The sequence below is a fragment of the Salipaludibacillus neizhouensis genome (assembly GCF_002886185.1).
GTDB classification, from domain to species: domain Bacteria; phylum Bacillota; class Bacilli; order Bacillales; family Salisediminibacteriaceae; genus Salipaludibacillus; species Salipaludibacillus neizhouensis.
On record NZ_KZ614147.1, the window covers coordinates 126,253 to 147,522 of the forward strand.

The 21,270-nt window shown below is 34.6% G+C and carries 26 protein-coding genes and 1 pseudogene; 9 read left to right on the forward strand and 18 right to left on the reverse strand.

The genetic code is table 11. From position 1 onward, the window contains the following. Window positions 1-188: 188 nt before the first annotated feature. Window positions 189-1,055 (reverse strand): LysR family transcriptional regulator, encoded by an 867-nt coding sequence (locus CEF18_RS17475; RefSeq protein ID WP_110937840.1) that lies wholly within the window; start codon window positions 1,053-1,055, stop codon window positions 189-191. A gap of 115 nt (window positions 1,056-1,170) precedes the next feature. Here CEF18_RS17475 and CEF18_RS17480 point away from each other — a divergent pair, with 115 nt between their 5' ends. The 3 genes and pseudogenes from CEF18_RS17480 to CEF18_RS17490 all read left to right on the forward strand — a co-directional run bounded on the left by CEF18_RS17480 (window position 1,171) and on the right by CEF18_RS17490 (window position 2,757). After that, window positions 1,171-1,620 carry a rhodanese-like domain-containing protein gene (locus tag CEF18_RS17480; RefSeq protein WP_223292395.1) on the forward strand — a complete coding sequence of 150 codons (450 nt, stop codon included), beginning with the start codon at window positions 1,171-1,173 and terminating at the stop codon, window positions 1,618-1,620. 292 nt (window positions 1,621-1,912) lie between these two features. Next, window positions 1,913-2,245, forward strand: a pseudogene (locus CEF18_RS17485) (GNAT family N-acetyltransferase). Between the two features lie 158 nt (window positions 2,246-2,403). Further along, window positions 2,404-2,757 carry a hypothetical protein gene (locus CEF18_RS17490; RefSeq protein ID WP_110937841.1) on the forward strand — a complete coding sequence of 118 codons (354 nt, stop codon included), beginning with the start codon at window positions 2,404-2,406 and terminating at the stop codon, window positions 2,755-2,757. 369 nt (window positions 2,758-3,126) lie between these two features. Here the strand turns inward: CEF18_RS17490 and CEF18_RS17495 are convergent, their stop codons facing one another. Next, the gene (locus tag CEF18_RS17495) at window positions 3,127-3,567 is read right to left on the reverse strand and encodes an Lrp/AsnC family transcriptional regulator (protein ID WP_110937842.1); all 441 of its coding nucleotides are present in this window, start codon (window positions 3,565-3,567) and stop codon (window positions 3,127-3,129) included. Between the two features lie 150 nt (window positions 3,568-3,717). Here CEF18_RS17495 and CEF18_RS17500 point away from each other — a divergent pair, with 150 nt between their 5' ends. Next, window positions 3,718-4,755, forward strand: a complete 1,038-nt coding sequence (locus tag CEF18_RS17500) for an oxidoreductase (RefSeq protein ID WP_223292396.1) — start codon at window positions 3,718-3,720, stop codon at window positions 4,753-4,755. A 280-nt stretch (window positions 4,756-5,035) separates the two neighbouring features. Here the strand turns inward: CEF18_RS17500 and CEF18_RS17505 are convergent, their stop codons facing one another. Next, the gene (locus CEF18_RS17505) at window positions 5,036-5,887 is read right to left on the reverse strand and encodes a LysR family transcriptional regulator (protein ID WP_110937844.1); all 852 of its coding nucleotides are present in this window, start codon (window positions 5,885-5,887) and stop codon (window positions 5,036-5,038) included. Between the two features lie 121 nt (window positions 5,888-6,008). On the opposite strand from CEF18_RS17505, the gene CEF18_RS17510 reads away from it, so the two are divergent. Both CEF18_RS17510 and CEF18_RS17515 read left to right on the forward strand, forming a co-directional pair. After that, a complete protein-coding gene (locus CEF18_RS17510; RefSeq protein WP_110937845.1) occupies window positions 6,009-7,103 on the forward strand; it encodes an oxidoreductase in 1,095 nt (364 codons plus the stop codon). Window positions 7,104-7,139: 36 nt separating this feature from the next. Continuing rightward, window positions 7,140-7,535, forward strand: a complete 396-nt coding sequence (locus CEF18_RS17515; protein ID WP_110937846.1) for a RidA family protein — start codon at window positions 7,140-7,142, stop codon at window positions 7,533-7,535. Window positions 7,536-7,860: 325 nt separating this feature from the next. On the opposite strand, the gene CEF18_RS17520 is transcribed toward CEF18_RS17515, so the two are convergent. The 3 genes from CEF18_RS17520 to CEF18_RS26065 form a co-directional block, all read right to left on the reverse strand. Next, window positions 7,861-8,658, reverse strand: a complete 798-nt coding sequence (locus CEF18_RS17520) for a class I SAM-dependent methyltransferase (protein ID WP_110937847.1) — start codon at window positions 8,656-8,658, stop codon at window positions 7,861-7,863. Window positions 8,659-8,836: 178 nt separating this feature from the next. Then, window positions 8,837-9,337 (reverse strand): GNAT family N-acetyltransferase, encoded by a 501-nt coding sequence (locus CEF18_RS17525; protein ID WP_110937848.1) that lies wholly within the window; start codon window positions 9,335-9,337, stop codon window positions 8,837-8,839. 284 nt (window positions 9,338-9,621) lie between these two features. Next, window positions 9,622-9,777: a hypothetical protein gene (locus CEF18_RS26065; protein ID WP_183041252.1), complete on the reverse strand. Its 156-nt coding sequence runs from the start codon at window positions 9,775-9,777 to the stop codon at window positions 9,622-9,624. Between the two features lie 185 nt (window positions 9,778-9,962). Here CEF18_RS26065 and CEF18_RS17530 point away from each other — a divergent pair, with 185 nt between their 5' ends. After that, entirely contained in the window at window positions 9,963-11,237 is a 1,275-nt protein-coding gene (locus tag CEF18_RS17530) for an IS110 family RNA-guided transposase (RefSeq protein ID WP_110935630.1), read from the forward strand. Between the two features lie 630 nt (window positions 11,238-11,867). On the opposite strand, the gene dfr is transcribed toward CEF18_RS17530, so the two are convergent. Further along, the gene (dfr, locus tag CEF18_RS17535) at window positions 11,868-12,371 is read right to left on the reverse strand and encodes a DfrD/DfrG/DfrK family trimethoprim-resistant dihydrofolate reductase (protein ID WP_110937849.1); all 504 of its coding nucleotides are present in this window, start codon (window positions 12,369-12,371) and stop codon (window positions 11,868-11,870) included. 299 nt (window positions 12,372-12,670) lie between these two features. On the opposite strand from dfr, the gene CEF18_RS17540 reads away from it, so the two are divergent. Next, a complete protein-coding gene (locus CEF18_RS17540; RefSeq protein WP_110937850.1) occupies window positions 12,671-13,945 on the forward strand; it encodes an IS110 family RNA-guided transposase in 1,275 nt (424 codons plus the stop codon). A gap of 451 nt (window positions 13,946-14,396) precedes the next feature. Here the strand turns inward: CEF18_RS17540 and CEF18_RS17545 are convergent, their stop codons facing one another. From CEF18_RS17545 to CEF18_RS17565, 5 genes are all read right to left on the reverse strand, one after another. Further along, window positions 14,397-15,416 carry a DUF4179 domain-containing protein gene (locus CEF18_RS17545; protein WP_110937851.1) on the reverse strand — a complete coding sequence of 340 codons (1,020 nt, stop codon included), beginning with the start codon at window positions 15,414-15,416 and terminating at the stop codon, window positions 14,397-14,399. Then, window positions 15,406-15,927 (reverse strand): sigma-70 family RNA polymerase sigma factor, encoded by a 522-nt coding sequence (locus tag CEF18_RS17550; RefSeq protein ID WP_223292436.1) that lies wholly within the window; start codon window positions 15,925-15,927, stop codon window positions 15,406-15,408. The genes CEF18_RS17545 and CEF18_RS17550 overlap by 11 nt, the downstream gene beginning before the upstream one ends. Window positions 15,928-16,232: 305 nt before the next feature. After that, the gene (locus CEF18_RS17555; RefSeq protein ID WP_110937853.1) at window positions 16,233-16,619 is read right to left on the reverse strand and encodes a hypothetical protein; all 387 of its coding nucleotides are present in this window, start codon (window positions 16,617-16,619) and stop codon (window positions 16,233-16,235) included. Between the two features lie 116 nt (window positions 16,620-16,735). Further along, on the reverse strand, window positions 16,736-17,188 hold the full coding sequence (locus tag CEF18_RS17560) for a hypothetical protein (RefSeq protein ID WP_110937854.1): 453 nt from the start codon (window positions 17,186-17,188) through the stop codon (window positions 16,736-16,738). A 112-nt stretch (window positions 17,189-17,300) separates the two neighbouring features. Further along, entirely contained in the window at window positions 17,301-17,696 is a 396-nt protein-coding gene (locus tag CEF18_RS17565) for a hypothetical protein (RefSeq protein WP_110937855.1), read from the reverse strand. Window positions 17,697-18,100: 404 nt separating this feature from the next. Between CEF18_RS17565 and CEF18_RS17570 the strand changes: the two genes are divergently transcribed. Beyond that, window positions 18,101-18,229: an anti-repressor SinI family protein gene (locus CEF18_RS17570; RefSeq protein ID WP_110937856.1), complete on the forward strand. Its 129-nt coding sequence runs from the start codon at window positions 18,101-18,103 to the stop codon at window positions 18,227-18,229. 330 nt (window positions 18,230-18,559) lie between these two features. Here CEF18_RS17570 and CEF18_RS17575 read toward each other — a convergent pair whose 3' ends face one another. The 6 genes from CEF18_RS17575 to CEF18_RS17600 form a co-directional block, all read right to left on the reverse strand. Continuing rightward, entirely contained in the window at window positions 18,560-18,796 is a 237-nt protein-coding gene (locus tag CEF18_RS17575; protein ID WP_110937857.1) for a DUF3953 domain-containing protein, read from the reverse strand. 90 nt (window positions 18,797-18,886) lie between these two features. After that, window positions 18,887-19,252 (reverse strand): hypothetical protein, encoded by a 366-nt coding sequence (locus CEF18_RS17580; RefSeq protein WP_110937858.1) that lies wholly within the window; start codon window positions 19,250-19,252, stop codon window positions 18,887-18,889. A 52-nt stretch (window positions 19,253-19,304) separates the two neighbouring features. After that, on the reverse strand, window positions 19,305-19,565 hold the full coding sequence (locus CEF18_RS17585; protein WP_110937859.1) for a hypothetical protein: 261 nt from the start codon (window positions 19,563-19,565) through the stop codon (window positions 19,305-19,307). Window positions 19,566-19,679: 114 nt separating this feature from the next. Beyond that, complete coding sequence (locus CEF18_RS17590; RefSeq protein ID WP_259457968.1) at window positions 19,680-20,069, reverse strand: hypothetical protein; 390 nt, start codon at window positions 20,067-20,069, stop codon at window positions 19,680-19,682. Between the two features lie 133 nt (window positions 20,070-20,202). Then, on the reverse strand, window positions 20,203-20,403 hold the full coding sequence (locus tag CEF18_RS17595; protein ID WP_147422011.1) for a hypothetical protein: 201 nt from the start codon (window positions 20,401-20,403) through the stop codon (window positions 20,203-20,205). A gap of 276 nt (window positions 20,404-20,679) precedes the next feature. Beyond that, the gene (locus CEF18_RS17600; RefSeq protein WP_110938793.1) at window positions 20,680-21,252 is read right to left on the reverse strand and encodes an LOG family protein; all 573 of its coding nucleotides are present in this window, start codon (window positions 21,250-21,252) and stop codon (window positions 20,680-20,682) included. Between the last annotated feature and the right edge of the window lie 18 nt (window positions 21,253-21,270).

Genomic DNA, 21,270 nt, shown 5'->3' on the forward strand with positions numbered 1-21,270 from the left:
AGAGAGCCACTATTGAATTCAGCCAAAGAATTTTCCGCTTCTGCATTATTTTTTACCAGCGCTGACACGATATTTATCATTAGTTGTCCATGTGTTTACCAATGTGTAACGTGAAGAGAATACGTCTTTAAAACGTTAAGGAATATGAAAGATAAAAAAGCATAAGCTCTTCGTGTTTTAGCGAATAATTAGGCTTTTTGAAAAAGACTTATCAAGTATTGATATACAGAACCATGAGAACTACTTTTTCTATAAAGTAATTGACTATAAAATTGAAAGTTTTCATCCTGAAAGGGCATCCCAACAACTTCCTCATGCCCCTTTATACTAAATGCAGGTAAAAAGCCAACTCCCCATTTATTTTGTATAGCCTTTTTTATTGTCTCTATGCTGCTTAGCTCCATAGATAGAGTGAAATCAATGTGGTTTCTTTCCAACTGTTTCAATAAATAGGCTCTGTATGTACATCCTTCCTCTGTTAGTATAATAGTTTCATTTTTAAAGTCATCAATTGTAATGAAATCCTCTTTTGTAAAAGCATGATCAGGTGGAACAACTACTTGCATTGCTTGTTTTTTTAAAGAAAGACTGTTAATTCTTTCCGATTTAAATGGTTTATCAATAATCAGTCCAAAATCAAGATCTTTATTGTAAATTTTTTCGATTATTATCTCTTCTGAATCAGGTATAATCTGTACCATCACATCAGGATACTTCTTCTTAAATTCGGCTAAAATATTGGGCAATTCATAAATTGCTAACGTTTCAATAGAACCAACCCTTACTGTTTTTACTTCTTGCGTACTTAATCGCTGATGTGATTCTTCATACAAAGACAGCATTTTCTCTACATAGCTATAAAGAAGTTCCCCAGCAGGCGTTAATTCCATTGATTTTCCATGTCTCTCCAACAATCGTATTCCTCCATAGATTTCTTCAAGTTTTTGAATATGCGTGGTAACGCTAGATTGTGCATAGTCTAATGCATACGCAGCTCGAGTATAATTTCCACTTTTCACAACTTGAGCAAATGTTTTGAAATACAATAACTCCATCTCATTCACACTCCCAACTATCAATAATATTGATAGTATATATCAATAACTATCTGCTTCGATAACTTATTTTCATCTTATACTTAAGAAGAGTTAAATAAGGGGAGGAATTATATTGAAAAGAGAACCGAAGTATTCATTGACGTTGGACATCCAGCCTAGCGAAACAGAGCTCGCATATGAGCATTTTATGAGAAAATTATCTTTTGAAACGGATGTAGCAGATTTATTAATTGATTTAAGAAAGGGATATAAAGGCATTACAGTTATTGATGTTAGAGATGAATTATCTTATCAAGAATGCCATATTCCACAAGCTAATTCTTTGCCAGGGAATAAAATTTCAGAAACAACAGTAGGAATGTTATCGAAAGATCAAGTAATAGTTGCTTATTGTTGGGGCCCAGCTTGTAATGGTGCAACCAGAGCATGCGCAAAACTTTCAAAATTAGGATATAAAGTTAAGGAACTAGTCGGTGGGCTTGAATACTGGAGGAAAGAAGGAGGAGAGGTAAGTGGCACCCTAGCTGAAAATGCTCCTCTATATTGGTCCTATGAAAGTTAAACAACTTGCACAAGGGATAAAAGATAAATAGACAGTTAAGAAACTTGAATTTTTTTAAAATAATTCGTCTTTAATAGTTCAACTCCAGGTTGTTGAAGATTCTTCAACAACCTGGAGGATTGTGAAATTTTAAAAAAAGATATTGAATACTATTAAATTAAATATTCTTAGGAGGAGTTTTATGAAAATATTTCAAGCTACCATTGAAGATTTAGGTGGAGTGTCAAATTTATTTAATTTGTATCGAATGTTTTATGAACAATAATCTGACTTAGAGGGTGCTAGGACTTACATAAAACGTATAGAAAACAAGGAGTCCGTTATATTTTTCGTTAAAGACAATCAAAACTATGTCGGATTGACTCAACTTTATCCTACATTTTCATCTATATCTATGAAAAGAGCTTGGGTGTTAAATGACTTATATGTTGATACAAAAGCAAGAAAAAAAGGAGTAGGAGAATTGCTTTTGCATTAATCAAAAGAATACGCAATTGAAACAGATTCTAAAAATATTAGTTTGGAAACAGCAGCAGATAATTATTCTGCTCAAAGGTTATATGAAAAAAATGAATATAAAAGGGATTCTGAATTTTATTATTATGAATTAGATTTAGCTGAATAATCCATAATTGCTTATTCAAGTATCGGGAGTGCGTTAGTGGAAGTACCGTAATCTCTTTAGAACGCTATTGGGGATATTAACACAATTAAAAGGTGTGTCTTTAGCTATAACTAATATATTTGTGAAGAAATCCAATAAGAAGAGGGAGGAATAGGATTATGAGATTGTTTTTTTATATTATAGTTTCTATGGCTATTCTGGTGATTGCAGGTTGTTCTTTACAGACACAGACCACCACGCATTTTTCAGGTGAAGGGGATAATTGGGAAGTTAAATATACCGCATATGAAGAAACTGCTGACTATACCATTCGATATACTGGTGAAGATTCAATACCTGAAAATATAAATTATAGTATTGCCAATATTTCAGTAACGGGCAGAGAATTAAGTGAATACGGCTATGTAGAAAGTGAAAATAGCGGAAGTAATATTTATGAAAATAATGAAGAAATTAATGTTATTATTGAATGGCATGGCAAATCAGAAAGTTTAAATTTAAAACAAGAGTAGTTTAATAAAACTATTTTAATTCAAGAAAATAATAGAACTACTGTTCACAATATAATAGAGTAATAAGATCTTGTTTCTTTTAATAACATTACAGTAGAAAGTATAAGTTAAACGAATTGAAACTAACACTCTATTTAGAAGGGCGTTTTGTTTTCTTTTAATTATGTGATGTTATTCACTTAAACAAACGGTAAGCAATTCTGGGATTGCGCCTGATTGTGAAAAATCAAAGGCTGTTGCTTGAAGTTCGTTAACTATCACGAATTGTCGAATCCACTCTATGCTCGCTGCCTGGAAATTAAGAGACTCTATTGAAACAATCGGTAGCTTTCCTTAAATAACAGAAGATATAATCCCAAAGCAAAATTATTATTCTAATAATGCAGATGGGACAATAGGTCTGTTTTCTATCGGCGTAGATAGTACTACTAAGGTAGTCGATTCTCCGTACCGACCTAAATCATTGACTAAGCTCTCCAAATCCTCCAAAGTTTCAGCAACGATTTTCACCAGAAAATTGTATTGTCCACTGATCCGATAAATTTCCAGTACGTCCTCTACCTCTTCACAATAAGAAACAAAATCTGTACAGTTCTTTGCTTGAAATAATAAAAACCCAGTAATAGATTTATTGATTTTTTTTCGATTTACTACTGCTTTGTATCCTTCAATAATACTTTTCTCTTCTAATTTTCTTACTCTTTCTGTTACTGCAGGTTGTGATAACGAAATTTGTTTCCCTAAATGAGTCATGGAAGTTTTACTGTCTTTCTGTAATAACATGATTATTTGATGGTCTATTTCATCCACGACGTCACCTCCCTTATAAATTATAAGTATTTTAATTCATTTATCAATATTTTATAAGTTAATGACTCATTATTCAAGTGGAATCGTATGTACTATATCCGTATTTCGCTATAAACTTAACTTATAAATAAAAAGAAATGAGGGATAGCAGTGGAATTATTAGAGCCTGTACAGATAGGAAATTATTCTCTTCAATCTAAGGTAGTAATGGCTCCCATGACCAGAGGATTTGCAAATGATTTAGGGATCATTCATCCAGATACAATTAATTATTACAAAATCCGAGCTTTCTATGGCGTAGGAATGATTATTACAGAGGGAATTTCGATTAGTAAAGAAGCACAGGGAACCGTTGGCATACCTGGATTATATACTCTTCGGCAAGTAGAAGCCTGGAAGGATGTCACCAAAGAAGTACACAAAGCAGGTGGTCTGATCATTGCGCAACTGTGGCATGTGGGAAGGTTAAGTCATTCCTACTTCACAGGGGGAACAAAACCAATTGCTCCTTCAGCAGTGCAGGCAAACGGACAGACTCATAACATTCGCATGCCTTATGAAACGCCTCGGCCAATGACGATTACCGATATCGAAAGAACGATTGCCGACTTCGCTGCTGCTGCGGAAAATGCAATGAATGCAGGGTTTGACGGGGTGGAAATTCATGCAGCCCATGGTTATCTGATTGATCAATTTCAATCCTATATAACCAACCTTAGAAAAGATGAATATGGGCAAAAAAAGTTTCTATTCCTGGAACAAATAATAAAAGCTGTTGGTAACTCTATCGGGATTGATAAAGTAATTGTTCGTTTTTCTGAACACAAAGACGACTTGCCTTTGTATTATTGGGAGAACCCGGAGGATACAGTTCAAGAAATATTAAATGTTTTTTATAAGACGGGAATTTCTCTCATTCATCCCTCCTCCCCTTCATTTAAGAAGCCTTTAACGAACCACACGTTAACACTTCATGCACTCATAAGAAAGTACTGGAATAAAGCCTCCATTGGAGTAGGAGAAATGACTCCGAATATCGCAGAAGAGGCCATTAGCAGCAGTGAAATTCAATTGGCAGCCTTTGCACGGCCACTGTTGGCGAATCCGGATATGGTGGAACTATTGAAGCGATCAACACCCTTAAAGAAGTACCATCCCGAAACACATTTATCCACCCTACTTCCTTAATCGAATTAAATGACTGCTGACAATGCAAGGGACAGAATACAAAATAAAAAGCGCTTTAGATTTTTAGGATAATGTAACTAATTATAAAGCTTCAATGCGGAGGTGAATACTGTCTATTCCTCCGTGTTGTGATAATTATTCATATTTGGATATATAATATTCCACAGCAGGACACTCATTAAAGCAACCGCTGATTGTCAAGCAATGAGCGGATATAAATGAACCTATTATATGTATGCGAACACCTATAGATGATATATTGTAAGATCTTTTAGTATTTCTAAAGTTCATTCTGCTGTATTTTTTCAATAAATGACGACAGCACTTTATTCATGGAAAGATCTTTTGGTCTAACCAAATGAGTATTCATATATCGGTGTTCTACTGGTAAAAGCGTCATGCTGTATTCATTCTTTTGATCTTCTGAAATGACTGACATGGGGAGAACCGCCGAAGCCAAACCAGATTTCACGCAATTTAATAGTGTGTCTAATGTAGTCACTTCTATAAAGTTTATTGGTTTCATTCCTCTTCTTTCCATCCATTGATTTAATGTTTTTCTAAATGGACAACCCTCAGGAAAAACCACCCAATTTCGAGAATAATCTTCTTCTTGTTTTGACTTACTTGTAATCACACTAACAATATCTTCTATAGTATACTCCACAGAGACATTCGTTGCCTTTACCTCCCCTGTTACAAAAGCTGCATCTAATTGATATTTCTGAACTTGCTCAAGTAGTTTAGGAGAGGTGCCTGTATTTAGAGAAAGAGAAACATTGGCATAGTTTTGTTGAAAATCAGAAAGAATACTCATAAATTTATGTGATGCCAATGTTTCTACCATACCAATAGATAACGTGCCAGAAAAATCCTCTGATTCTTGAACAGCAGCTATCGCTTCTTCTGCTCTCTTCATAATTGATGCAGCGTGGTCATAAAAGATCTCTCCTTTATCTGTCAACGTTACACCTTTAGGATGACGATAGAATAAGGGACTTCCTAACTCTGTTTCCAGTTTTTTTATACGGTTTGTTATGTTCGATTGGACATAGCCTAATATAACTGCACTCTTTGAAACATTTCTTTCGTCAGCAACAGTAAGAAAAATTTTTAAATCTGTCAGTTCCATATTCTCTCTCCTCCCCTATCATTTATATTGATGGATATATCACTTTTAATCATTTTACTAAATGCTTACAGCTATGTAAACTTCTATGTGTAAGGAAAATTATAAATAGGAGTGATACATGATGACCACCTACCCAGCTATCTTTTCAACTCACAATATTGGTTCAATTGAGCTACCAAACAGAATGGTGATTTCTCCGATGACTCGAACAAGTGCTGAACCGAATGGATTTGCGAATGAAAAAATGGCTCAATACTATGCAAGGTTTGTAAAAGGCGGATTTCCATTAATTATTACTGAGGGGACGTATCCTGATTTAACACATAGTCAAGCCTATGAAAATCAACCAGGAATAGCAACAGATGAGCAAGCAGAAGCTTGGAGACCAGTCGTGGAGGCAGTGCATAAAGCAGGCGGGAAAATCTTCTTACAGTTACAACATGCTGGTGCATTAGTTCAGTATAATCGTTATACTGCTCACTCTATTGCTCCTTCTGCTGTTAAACCAAAAGGAGAGAAACTGGTATCTCATGGTGGTAGTGGAGAATATGCTATCCCTCAAGAAATTTCCACAAAAAAAATACAAGAGGTTGTTGAACATTTTGCAGACGCTGCTTTACGTGCTAAAAATGTAGGTTTTGATGGGATCGAAGTTCATGGAGCAAACGGATATTTGCTCGATCAATTCCATACAGATTACACAAATCAACGCTCAGATGAGTATGGTGGTACTTCGGAGAACCGGGTTCGTTTAAGTGTACTCGTATTAAAAGCCATTAGGAAAAAGGTAGGTAAAGATTTTGTTGTTGGTATTCGAGTTTCTCAAGGAAAAGTAAACGATTTTTACCATAAATGGAGCGAAAAAGAAAAGGAGGCTCAAATAATTTTCGGAAATTTAGCTTCTGCTAAACCGGATTATATTCATACTACGGAGTTCCACGCAGATCAACCTGCCTTCGATGAAAAAGGGGCAACGTTATCCTATCTTGCTAAGAAATACTCAAATCTTCCAGTGATAGCTAACGGTCAACTTGGCGAGCCAAACAAAACAAATAGATTGGTCGAAAATGAAGAAGCAGATTTTGTAGCTTTAGGGACGAGTGCTTTAGCAAACTATGACTGGCCCAATAAAGTGAAGGAAAATAAAAGTATTCAAGCCTTTGATCCGACTCTATTTAATCCAATTGCTGTGATACGTGATGAAGAATTAACATGAACTACTGAATTATCAAATTTTCAAGAGGAGTTAACTATGAAAAAAGAAATAAAGCAAATTAAGATTACACCTGATTTTTATGCATCTTTCCATCTATCACAAGGTATTTCTTTTGGGGAATTGCTCTTTATTTCCGGTCAGACCAGTACTAATGAAAATAGTGAAATCATACATGCGGGGGACTTTATTGCGCAGGCTGAGCAGACTTTTAAGAATCTTGATAAAGTTCTGCAAGCAGGAGGATCATCATTAGATAATGTCTGTAAGGTCACCATCTTCTTAAGTGACATGTCTAATTTCAAAGAAGTTATCGCATTACGAGAAAAGTATTTCACCGTTCCTTATCCAGCAGATTCCACTGTGGAGGTTAGTCGCTTGTTTCATCCAGATGCACTTATTGAAATTGAGGTAATCGCTGTAAAAAGTAATTAAATATATAAGCAGGCAGAATTTACTTAATAATCTGCCTGCTACTTTATTTATTCAGCATTTCCTACCAATATACACCATCAGTAGAATTAATATTCAAATTTTATTGAACTTTAGCTTTCCGAAAACTACCTTCAATTCTTTCGCAAACATTTTAAAAATTTCTATTTCATTTTTTAAATGCTTAGCAAAAATTTCATTTTATTGAAAGAGACCGTTTTGAATAATTTCCGTACCGAAGGGCGCAATTCTTATTACGGAATTGCGCCTGATTGTTGAAGAAGAAAATGTCCCAATCAGTCTTGATTGGAGACATTGGAAATTTGTTTTATTTTGCTGTAACTAAGAAACGATAACCACCTTCATAGAAATCATGTTCTAAATAGTGACCATATTTCTTTGCCCACTGTCCGCTTTCTAAATCAAATTCCAATTTTTCTAAGATTGGGTTTAGAAGTTCCGTTGGTACATTTGCCAATGGGGAAACTCCAGCTCGGAAGCTAGATTGTAAATATAATTCTGGGTTTCTCCATGCTGAAACAAAGAATTTATCTTCAATATCATGAGGGATAATGAATGGTACTATCTGAACCTGGTTATTAAAAACCTTGCTCAAAGAATCTGACACTTCGTTTAGTGGCTTATAAACTTTATAAGCTTTCTCAAATACTGGTGAGAAGTAGTCAACTAACCAACAGTCGCTACCACACAAACGTGGGTCTGCTAATAATATGATTAACTTTCCATTTTCTTTTAATATTCGTTTCATCTCATAAAAGGATTTTTCTAAGTCCTGAAAGTGGTGAGTTGCAAGAATACATATCACGGCATCTGCAATAGCATCATCAAGAGGAATACTTTCTGCAACTCCATTTACCCATTTAATATTTGAATGTGCGTTTGTTTGTTCTCTCATTACTTTTGATGGTTCCACTGCCAGAACATTAAAACCACTCTCAGCAAGTTCAAAACTATAATTACCTGTTCCTGCTCCAACATCTACAATAGTTGCAGGAGCATCAAGGTTCAATTTTGCCATTAAAGTTTTTACTATTCTCTTATCTGGTCTTCTTGTTTGGTTATAAGTTTTTCCAATCAAATCATATTTGCTCTCTTCTCTACTCATCTAATCTCAACCCTTCTCTTCTCATTTGAATATTGGTTCCACTACTCACGTTACTTTAATAACAAATATCATTTTTAAATTTCTTTAGTAATCTCTTCTCTGTTACCAAAAGGTAGGAATTAGGTACTTAAAGGTAGCTGCTTGTTCAACTAATGCTAACCCGTTGAAGAAGTCTGTACTATAAGATTTTTATTCTATAACCTTCATATATAACTTCCCAATCAAGAGGTCTATTCATTCTGTTTTCAATTTGTCCTAATGGTTTAAATCCATATTGTGCGTAAAGTGAATGTGCATCTTTTGTAGCAAGTTGAAAACTTGTTCCTTTTAATTTTGGATGTTCTGTAATGACACTCATTAACCATTTGCTTAGTCCTCGGCCTCTATATTCAGGAAGGATAAAAACATCACCAATCCAAGAAAATCTTACAAGGTCAGAAACAACCCGTGCAAAACCAACCTGTTTAGCAGAAATATTATTGGGATTACCATCGTAAACCCCATAACAAAGAATAGAATTTTCAATGGATGCTTCTATTAATTCCTTAGAAATACCCTTTACCCAATAAGAATCGTTACTTAGGAAGTTATGTATTACATCTGTATCTAAAAAACTCTTGTTGGTACTGATTGTAATTTCATCATTATTTGCCCAAATAATTTTTTCGTATTCTTTCATTTAATTCCCCCCTATTTCCGATAAATATATATTCTTATTATTAATTAATTGATTGTTTATTCAATTGTTTTAATCTATCATTCTTGAAGCAACCTGCTTCTAGTTTAAGTGACAAATCCACAAACTCTTAGACACTCTATTAACATATTAACATAAATTTTCCAATTTTACAGAACCTAGTTGTTCAACAATATGCCCCTATTCACTAAGAAATGGCGCAATTCTTATTACAGAATTGCGCCTGTTTGTTGAATAAGTAACGTTTATATTTAAATTTATCTTAATTAAAATATGAAACTTTTAAGAAACAAAAATCCATATATCAAAGCACCACAGATCACAATAAATAACCCTACCATTACAAATCCATATAAAAAACCTTTACCCATAGAGAATAAGTCTAAGAACATATTCTTAAAAGTACCAATTACCTTATCCATAATTATCCTCCTCATTAACAAATCATTGTTAGAATAATTTTAGCATCAAACATAATCATATTATTGAACTAAACTCACCTATAGCATTCCTGTAGATCGTTATTTATCAGGTTTGATAAAAAAAGAGCCCCTCAGTAAAATGATTATAGACACGAACACAAATCATTCTAAGGAGGAAGCTCTATATGAAGTATAAAATGCAAAACAAACAAAATCAATTGATTGAAAGAATTTCAGACAGTCATCTCGTTGTTGGTGTTGATATTGCCCAACATATTCATGTGGCTCGTGCAGTGAATTTCCGCGGTATTGTTGTAGGTGATCCCCTATCCTTTGAAAATAATGAGGATGGATTTCATAGGTTAAAAGTTTGGATCAACGAGTTAAAACGTAAAAACAACTTACAATCTACGATCGTTGGGATGGAACCAACGGGACATTACTGGACGAACTTGTCTAAATGGTTATTAAATCAAACCATTGAGGCTGTCACAGTCAACCCTTATTTAGTCAAAAGAAATAAAGAAAATAGGGATAATACTCAATCAAAGAGTGATAAAAAAGATGCACTCGTCATCGCTGATATGGTCAAAAACGGCTACTATGCCTTCATTTACAAGACGCCTGAATCCTTCGAAAAGCTCCAAGTATTGATGTCGAATCGAGACGTTGTTGTCAAACGACTGGTCAGTTCTGTGAACCAAATCAATCGCTGGGTAGATGTCGTCTTCCCTGAGTTGCGAGAAGTTTTCAAAAACGTGACATGTAAAGGAGCCATTGCCACACTTCGGTTATTTCCTACTCCAGGAGAACTTAAAAGCTTATCTCCGGAAGACATTGTTCAAGGTTGGAGATCCACCATGAAAAGACAGCCTGGGTTCCGAAAAGCCCGTCTACTAAGTGAATTGGCTAAAGAATCTATCGGGAGCCAGACAGCACTTGATGCGTACACCTTTCACTTATCACAATTGCTAGAGGAATACGATCTTGCTTCCATACAACTCGAAAGAGTTGAACAGGAAGTCACGGAGTGCTTGAACCAAATCCCTTTCGCTATGAAACTACTGGCCATGAAAGGTATTAGTCAAATCTCACTTTCTGGCATATTAGGTGAAGCTGGTGATCTAAGTGGATTCGCCCATGGGAATGCTTTATTGCGACATGCAGGTTTACATCTAGTAGAGGCAAGTTCTGGTAAGTGGAATGGAAAAGTGGTGATCTCTAAACGAGGAAGATCCCGCCTACGGCGCTTTCTTTACTTAGCAACCATGAGTCTTGTCATGAACAACCCTGAGTTCAAAGATCTTCACTACAATAATATTCATGTTAAGAAAATGAAGGGGATGAAATCTATCATGAAATTGATCGGTAAACTAGCAAGAATATTGGTAAGCATGGCCCGTCGCAATGAATCCTATTGCCCAGAAAAAGTACAACCTTCAACTTCTATAGCTGCATAATGACGAAGACAGATTTATTTTATACCCTAATTACCTTATTAAAAATTTGAATGTTGGCTTATTCGCAGGATCCAAAGAAAGCACGGAGTACTGGATGACTTAAACAAAAGGGCTATGACCCATACCTATAGCAAAACCGGCCTCCACCCCTTGGATAGGCGTGACGAAGGAATGAGAGGGCTTATTTTATAAGACCCGTTGAGACATGGGAGGGCTAGCCTCCAGGGGCGGCGTGGAGAATACGTGCAGTATATGGTAAAAAATGGAGTTTCATCTAACTCCTTTATTCGAGCACGCCTTCATGTAGCCTTAACCATCATCACTCATTCCATTCCTCCGCTGGTCCCTTATGAAGGGTTATGGAATCCTGCGAATAAGTGAGCATTCAAGAGATATAACAATCACACTGAGGGAGTTTAAGCGAAAATTTCACAAATCTTATATTTTCTATTATCACTTTAACATAAATTTCCCAATTCATTTTCAAATTCTTAGGAACTACTCTTCAACCATTTGCCCTATACACAAAAAAGATCGCAATCCTTATTACAGAATTGCGCCTGATTGTTGAAGAAAGGATCGATAGGACTTAGGTACTAAAAGGCAGCTAGCTTTTTGCACTAACGCAGATTACCTCGTTACCTTAATACCCTTTCTTTCATAAATATGAAAATAGTAGTTATATGGGTTTTTGTCATTCATAACCCCTTTTTCTATAGATACTTCTTTCCATTCATCGAGATTAACCTTCGGAAAAAATGTATCACCTTTGAATTCATGATGAATTTTTGTAATATACATCTTCTCAACATAAGGCATGAACATATTATAAATCTGTTCTCCCCCAAAAATGAAAATCTCTTCCTCATCTTTACCTAGCCCAAAAACATCTTCTATTGAATGGGCAATTTCACAACCTTCAAAGTTAAAATTCCTGTCTCTTGTTAAAATAATATTCCTTCTGTTAGGTAATGCCCTTCCAATTGACTCAAGATTCTTTCTACCCAATATGATTGGATGTCCCAGTGTAGTATTTTTAACATACTCCCAATCCTTAGGAATTCTCCATGGAATGTCGTTCTCATTTCCAATTACTCTATTCTGATCCATCGCAACAATTAAAGAAACTTTCATAATGTAACACAGCCTTTTTAAACTATATTACCATGTAATTTTTATTTCTATTGAAATAATTGTTTGTTCCACTAATGCCTATACACAAAGAAAAGACGCATTTCTTATTACAGATTTGCGCCTGTTTGTTGAAGATATAATCGATAGGAATTAGGTACTAAAAGGTAACGTGCTTCTTAAACTAACGCACTCCATTAGCATTCCTGTAGATCGTTATTTATCAGGTTTGATAAAAAAAGAGCCCCTCAGTAAAATGATTATAGACACGAACACAAATCATTCTAAGGAGGAAGCTCTATATGAAGTATAAAATGCAAAACAAACAAAATCAATTGATTGAAAGAATTTCAGACAGTCATCTCGTTGTTGGTGTTGATATTGCCCAACATATTCATGTGGCTCGTGCTGTAAATTTCCGCGGTATTGTTGTAGGTGATCCCCTATCCTTTGAAAATAATGAGGATGGATTTCATAGGTTAAAAGAGTGGATCAACGAGCTAAATCGTAAAAACAATCTACATTCAACGATCGTTGGGATGGAACCAACGGGACATTACTGGACCAACTTGTCTAAGTGGCTATTAAATCAAACCATTGAGGCTGTCACAGTTAACCCTCATTTAGTCAAACGTAATAAAGAAAATCGGGATAATACCCAATCCAAGAGTGATAAAAAAGATGCAGTTGTGATAGCTGATATGGTCAAAAACGGCTATTATACGTTCATTCACAAGACGCCTGAATCCTTCGAAAAGCTCCAAGTACTGATGTCGAATCGAGACGTTGTTGTCAAACGACTGGTCAGTTCTGTGAATCAAATCAACCGCTGGGTAGATGTCGTTTTCCCTGAGTTGCGAGAAGTTTTCAAAAACGTAACATGTAAAGGAGCCATTGCGACTCTTCGATTATTCCCTACTCCAGGTGAACTTAAAAGCTTATCTCCGCAAGACATTGTTCAAGGTTGGAGATCCATCATGAAGAGACAGCCTGGGTTCCAGAAAGCCCGTCTATTAAGTGAATTGGCTAAAGAATCTATCGGTAGCCAGACAGCAATCGATGCGTATACCTTTCACTTATCACAATTACTAGAGGAATACGACCTTGCTTCCATACAACTCGAAAGAGTGGAAAACGAAGTCACGGAGTGCTTGAACCAGATCCCTTTCGCTATGAAACTACTGGCCATGAAAGGTATTAGTAAAATCTCACTATCTGGCATATTAGGCGAAGCTGGTGATCTAAGTGGATTCGCTCATGGAAATGCTTTACTGCGACATGCAGGTTTACATCTAGTAGAAGCAAGCTCTGGTAAATGGAAAGGAAAGGTGGTGATCTCTAAACGAGGAAGGTCCCGCCTACGGCGCTTTCTTTACTTAGCAACCTTGAGTCTTGTCATGAACAACCCTGAGTTCAAAGATCTTCACTACAATAATATTCATGTCAAGAAAATGAAAGGGATGAAATCTATCATGAAATTGATCGGTAAACTGGCAAGAATATTGGTAAGCATGGCCCGTCGCAATGAATCCTATTGCCCAGAAAAAGTACAAGCCTCAACTTCAGTAGCTGCATAATGACGAAGACAGATTTATTTTATACATTAATCACCTTTTAAAATTTTGAATGTTGGCTTATTCGCAGGATCCAAAGAAAGCACGGAGTACTGGATGACTTAAACAAAAGGGCTTTGACCCATACCTATAGCAAAACCGGCCTCCACCCCTTGGATAGGCGTGACGAAGGAATGAGAGGGCTTATTTATAAGACCCGTTGAGACATGGGAGGGCTAGCCTCCAGGGGCGGCGTGGAGAATACGTGCAGTATATGGTAAAAAATGGAGTTTCATCTAACTCCTTTATTCGAGCACGCCTTCATGTAGCCTAAACCATCATCACTCATTCCAATCCTCCGCTGTCCCTTATGAAGGGTTATGGAATCCTGCGAATAAGTGAGCATTCAAGAGATATAACAATCACACTGAGGGAGTTTAAGTACAATAACTCACAATCTTTAACTAAATGGTTCCTATTTTTTTAACTCTATGACAACAGGCTCAAGCTCAATTATTGTATGACCTTTTCCAGAATTGAGACTTGCAATCTGGATAGGTTGAATGAAGAGCTTGGTAGCACCCTCTTGAATTGTACCAAAGTCACTTGTTCCTTTAAATGTTTTATAGTCATTAGATGTCTCTCCGCCACCGCTAGTTCCATTCATATACACATTACCAAGGTCATCTTTTACATTGAAAACAGGTGTAACACTTTCCCAGTCTTTTAGAAGTTCTTCTGATATAACTTGTTCATAGCTAATAATAGTGGATACATCAGTGAACTCAACAAATTTAAGCGTGAAATTCACATTATCATTCTGTACAGTTTCATTTAACAAATCTACATCACCTTCTAAACGATTGAGTGAAAAAGCAAATGACCAATCGCCTTCTACTGCTAAATCATTTGATAAACTATTAAAGGCTTCAGGGTTCCAAGTAATTTCAACTGTTTCAGGATATTCTTCATTTTTGAAATTAGGAGTAAAAGTTGCCAATCCTACATAGTGATTGTCACTAATCTTTGTAATTTTTTCACTTCCTCCCATACCACTTGCTCCAACAACATCAAACCAATTTGTTGCACGGATTTCAATTTCTTTTTCAACTTCTTTTTCTGTTTCGATTGCGAATGAAATAGTAATATTTGTTCCGTCATATACCGCATTATCTATCATAACAGTCGTACCATTACTAGTCTGTGCAAGACCTATTTCTGTTGAGAAGGCTTCAAAATTATTGTAGTCTCTCTCCTCATCATAAAAAAAACTAATGACATTATCCATAAATGGAATTTGTGCTGCAATAGACGGAAAGGCAAAAGCAGCTGAAGTAGTAGATAACACTATAATAATTGCTGCCGCTACTAATGGATTTTTAAATTTCCTTTTTTGTTGCTCTGCTGTGGCTTTTTTCACGCCCATTATAGACCTTTCATGTAATTCTTTTGGAAATTCTATTTTTTGTAACTCTTGATTTATTTTATTGTTCACAAATATCACCCTCCTTAAATTGTTTACGAAGTTTATCTAATGCACGATATAGAACTGATTTTGCCGTTCCAAGTGGTATTTCCAATACCTCCGATATTTCTTTAAATGTATGATTATGATAAAACCTTAGTAAAACTATGCTTTTTTCATCCTCTTCCAATGCTTCTATCAAGTCTTGGAGTGTTATAGAAAGGGGAATATCTTCATTCTCTGTTCCTATAAACTCCTCATATTCTGATTTTAAATGAACAACTTTTTTATTTTTCCTTACTACATTCCTTGCACAGTTCATTGTGATTTTCATTAACCACGTTTTGAAATATTCTGGTTTTTTCAATGTATTTATCTTCTTAAATGATTGATAAGCTACTTCTTGAACAACATCTAAAGCATCGTCTTTGTTTTTTACATATACATAAGCCATTCGATAAATATCTTCTTCATACTGCTGGAAAAGCTTTAAAAAGGCTTTGTCATTTCCTTTTTGAGCTTTTTTTACTAATCTAATGATTGGAATTCACCCTTTCTTTTTTTGTCTTACACTTATTAGACAAACCAAAGTCTTATTTGGCTTAAATTTTTTCATTTTTTTACAAACAAAATAATCGTCCAATTTTAAGGACGATTACATTATATATTTTAAATCTCTTGATCAACTATTCTCCCCATTTGTGTAACAAGAGCAGTAACAGCTTCTTCTGCTAACGCACCCGTTACTTTAAGTGTAATCACTCACATTTACTAACGATGACTAAATCTAATATAGCCAATCAACACATCAATTTGTCGATATGTTTATTGCTCAGTCATTTCCAACTATTCCATTTCGTCTAAATAAGTTATTAATTCTTCTTTTTCATGTGTCTGATATATGAGCGTTTCCGTATCAAACACATAATATGACGGTATTTGAGAAACTTCTAATCCACCATATTTGATATTATCCACGTGGTTTTCTTGAGACGTTAGGAAAGCTTCGATAAAAGGTCTTTGCAAGATTTCTTTCAACTCTCTTACCTCCTCTTCCGTTTCTACAACGGCATAAGCAGCATAAGAACCTTCATTTTCTGCAAGAAGGGAATGATAGGTGAATTCCTCATCACTTTCCGATAGCATTTCATCGTATGTCGAAAGACCACTGTGACTGCAAGCTACTAAAAATAATAATATCATCATTAAAAACATCGAAATAATATTCTTCATATATACCTCCTGAATATTTTTTATAATTGTTCTTTATTTTTACTAACTCCGAGTAGCGCCGCAACAGCACCAAAGGCTTATTGAGCTATTGCTCACCCGTTTGTTGAATAAGAAATTTAATCTTGTGTGATTAAACCGTATCTGCTTTTTTTACCCATCCATGAACTCACATCACGCCATTTAAGACCCTTTGCAGAAACCCAGCTATTTGTACCATGAGTAAAATCATTTGATTCCCAATCATAATCATCAGCCCAATAAAAAAGACCTTCGTGTAAAATAAGTTTTGCTTCATAAATGATTGGGTCATAGTTTATCGGACTTGGAATGATGTGAAATTGAGTTACTCCTTCAAAAAGCAGTTCAATTGCAGAAGGATTATCACACTGTCTTTGGAAAAGGATTCGTACATTAGTATCAAGCTCTGTTGACATACCCATTGATAAATTTTCATCTACATAGCTTTCCGTCCACATATATAATTCCTTTAAGCAACTATCATGAAACCCACCAAATGTATCTAAGAGATTTTCAATATCATTACTATCTTTAAGTTCTTTCCATTCCATAATAACCACCATCTTTTAATTATTTACTTCTTCCACTATTCTCCCCAATACTTCAATAAGAGCTGCGAGAGTTCTTGTGCTATCGCTTCCCTTAGTTAAAATTTAAGCCAAGTTAAATTTCTTTATAAAATGACCGTACAAATAAAATTCCTGCGAGAACGTTTAAAATAACTTGAATTTCAAGCTTCGAAATAAAACTAATTAAAAAATTATGAGGAAACAGCATTAACCAATATGCTGTGGGAACGAAAACTAATAAAATTAAAATAACTACAAAACTAAATTGTAACCAATTAACTCTTACTTTCTTAGAAAACACTTTAATTAACCTTTTAGTCTCAATCAAAATGCCAAATAAGAAATACAAAAGACTTAATAAAATTGAATAAATTAAAATCCATTTAACATTAAAAAAATCAAGCATTTCTTCATATTTGGGAAGAATTAGTCCTATTAGCATTAAGATAATTATTCCAATTATAATAGATAAGACCGTTGTTTTTTTCACATAATACCCCCTTCTTATTATTGAAGTAAATGCTACGTTAGTTTAATAAAAAAATTGCATCTTTTATGTAACGATTCTCCCCGATAGTTTAAGTGCAAAGTTTCACAAACTCTTATATTTTCTAGTCTCATGTTAACATAAAATTTCCAATTACCACTTCTATTTGTATTGACTTTCTGATAAAAGATCACACTAATCTGCAACAATCTGGCCCAATTCACATAGAAAGGGCGCAATTCTTATTACAGAATAGCGCCTGATTGTTGAAGAAGTGGTTTAAATTTAATGCACAGCATTTGCAAAATATGAAACAAATATTTGTCGAACAAAAGTTATTGCAATTTATTTGTAACTAGTAAATAATATAACTAATGTCCTATATTTTACATAAGATGGGAGAATATATGAATAGACAATTATCTATTAAAGATCTCGATAAAGAATGGGTAGAATTAATCTTACAAGCTCTAGAGATTGGAATATCAACTGAAGAGATACGTATTTTCTTCAATCAATCTTCCAGACCATCATAAGTCTTTTTTAGTTGTTGAAATTGATGAATAAATTACTTTCTCAATTTAATCTCTCTAAAAGATACATAGAAATCTCACGATGATAACAAAAAAGGACACAATTCCTTGTTCAAGAATTGCACCCGTTAGTGAATTTTTACTGACTACTACCTGAAACGTTCCATGATTTAAATGACAAATAACAGACAGCCGTAAAATTATTAATCCCCCCTAGCCAATAATACAAAGTTTTTGGCAAGGAAAAATTAAAATATGTCGTAATTGTGCCTCTCACAAAACTTAGAATGAATATTGCTATACGGAAGATCGTTATTGAAGTAAAGTCACCCGTTAGCTGAATTGTGAAGTATAAATAACAACGAAAAATACAAACGCAGATGCACCAATGTTTATATATCCCCAAAATGACTTTTTGTCTTTTTTAAGTTCAATTAAGCCTAATACCAACGTTAGGACACCCACTAAAAATAAAGAATAAGGCAATAATTCCATTTTTCGAGTTATTAAAATATAGCTACCTAATGTGACAACGGATATTGATAAGATAATTCTTAATACTTTCAGCAAATTCTTTCCCCCTAAAGCAAATTTCTTCTTAAAATATTCTCCCTTTTTGTTGAACAAGAGCAGCGAGAACTTATTGTACTAACGCTACTCCTATAGTTGAAGAGCATTCATCAAGATTAACGCTGTGCCAAAAATAAGTGAACTTACTAATATCCATACTGTTTGTAAATACACGAAAGCTACTGCTACACTAAGGTTCTTTATTCTGGCTATATTCTTAGCAACTTTTACGTTGAACGGAACAAAATAGAATGAAAATAGAAACCCTCCTGATAATGCAATGCAGAAGTAAATAATTACAAAGTTAGAAGTAAAGTCTGCAACTAAACTTCCGATTATAAAAAATGGAACTCCAGCCCAAACAAAGAATGTTACAGCTAATAATACCAATGCCATAACAATCAACATAAAGTTCCTTTTAAATACATCTAAATAATTATGAAGATATAAGTTCAATGCTACCACTCCCTGTTATTTAAAGTATTGCACTCCGTTTGTTGAATAATAACTATTTAAAATATAACCAAAATGCAAATAATACAACAATTAAGATAGCGTTACTTATAATGGATTCTTTTTTGCTAATACCTAACTTCTTTTCCGCAAATCTTATATACACTGTTACGAATATAAAGCCAAACAAAGCAAGGCTCTGTCCTAGCGTGTCGTGGAAAACTGAAATATACCTTATAGCTGCTAATCCAATTAGGAGAAGACCAGTATATCCAACTGCCATATATAAATAAAAACTTTTTTTCTCATCGTTCATATCAATTCCTCCTTAAAAACTTTTCAGCAAACCTCCGCGTTTCTTCAACAAAAGTAGCAATAGCTTCTTATGCTATCGCTACCCCGTTTGGTGAAGAAGAATAAAAGAAATAATTTATGATAAAGCAATAAATAAACAGAATATGAAAGTGATACCAGATAATGGTGTCATAAGAAATCTCTCTTTTTTGCTCCGAGATATTAGGTTTGCTATTGTATTAATGCCGAGGAAAATTGTAATAACCCATACTAATATATTTGTAGATAAAAAATTTAAACCATTTATGACATTAGTGTGTTGCAGAAAAATAAAACCCATAAATAAGAGAATCAAAGTATTAACAGCACTCACAATACGTAATTTTTTTGGTAAAACTTTATAATATCCACCCATGGCAAATTCACCAAAAGGATAGCCAAGTGAAAGTACCACTTGAAACACTGCAATGGACACAAACAAAATTGCCACAATGACAGATGATATGTAGATAAAATCCACTTCCATTACCTCCTATTAAATTTCTTCATAAAATATCGCTTCGTTAGTTGAATAAAAATAGCATCTCCTTATCGAAGGAACCGTCCCGTTAGCGTCATAACGGGAGATACGGCTTGTGCAACTATTGCTAACCGTTAATTTAATAAGCATCCTTGTTTAGTTTCTTCAAAGTAATCAAATTGCCAATAACTCCTATAAATCCTGTGACCGCAAATACTATTGGAATAATCAATAGACTAACAGTTGATGGAGTTTCTGTAATTAAACGATATACCCCAAAAAGACATACAATAAGGGAACCAATCAGTCCAATAAGTCCTTTTGTTTTTTTGTTCATCAAATACACCACCTTAAAAACAATTATAAATTTTCTTAAACTCTTCTGCCTCGTTAGTTTAATAATTATGGCATTTCCTTGTTGAAGTATTCTCCCCTTTAGTTTAAGTGTAAAATTTCACAAACTCTCACATTTTCTGTTATCATTTTAACATAAATTTCCTAATTTATTTTCAAAATCTTAGGAACTACTCTTCAACCATCTGGCCCTATTCACATAGAAAGGGCGCAATTCTTATTACAGAATAGCGCCTGATTGTTGAAGTGTAAGTCTTATCGATTAAGTCCATTTTGATATGTAACTTGGACTATAAGAATCCATTTTATGCAATAACTCTTTAGGGTCAGAAGCAATAAGTATCATTTCTCGGTAATTTTTATTCATAAAACCCTGTTCAATTGTATGGTCTAACATCGTGATTAACGGATTGAAAAAGCCATTCACGTTTAATAAGCCACATGGCTTTGCATGATAACCCAGCTGTGACCAAGTAAATACTTCAAACCACTCTTCTAATGTTCCTGCACCTCCAGGCAGAGCAACAAATCCATCAGCTAACTCCGCCATTTTCGATTTGCGTTCGTGCATTGTTTCAACTACATGAAGTTCCGTTAATTGCCCATGGGCGATTTCCACATCCTTCAGTTTTTTAGGGATCACACCCACTACACTACCTCCATAGTATAGAGATGTATCAGCCAAAGCGCCCATACATCCAACTTGAGCTCCTCCATAAATCAAAGTCCTATTGCTAATCGCTAATTCTTCTCCGAGCTTCTCTGCATTTTCAATATAAATACTGTCTGTACCTGTACTCGATCCACAAAATACAGCAAGATTTTTGATTTCCATCGCAATCACCTTTACCCC